Origin of the sequence: Streptomyces sp. CC224B, from assembly GCF_030010595.1 — a bacterium.
Lineage (GTDB): Bacteria > Actinomycetota > Actinomycetes > Streptomycetales > Streptomycetaceae > Streptomyces > Streptomyces longispororuber.
On record NZ_JASCXL010000276.1, the window covers coordinates 1 to 306 of the forward strand.

At 77.5% G+C, this 306-nt stretch carries 1 pseudogene; it reads right to left on the bottom strand.

What is annotated here, in order from left to right:
* Positions 1–306, bottom strand: a pseudogene (locus tag QK440_RS41335) (threonine/serine dehydratase); the annotation flags it as partial.

Below are 306 nucleotides of genomic sequence, written 5' to 3' on the forward strand. Positions count from 1 at the left end.
CGGAGGGGTCGGTGTTGGCCCCGCACAAGACCACGGCGACCTTCTCGCCGCTGGCGGGCCGGTAGAGGCGGCTCGTGGCGGCGGGACCGGGCGGCACCTCCCGGCCGGGCGCGTGCTGGTCGGGGTAGGTAAGGGCGGCCAGGGCGGTCGCGGCGCCGTGTTCGACGGCCACCTTGCGGTGGTCCCACAGGGCCTGCCGGGCCCGGATGATCTCGCTGTCGGGCACCAGCACCGAGGACACGCCGTCCTGGCGGGCGGCGTGCAGGGCCATGGCGGAGGTGCGGCGGGCCCCCAGGGAGTCGGCGG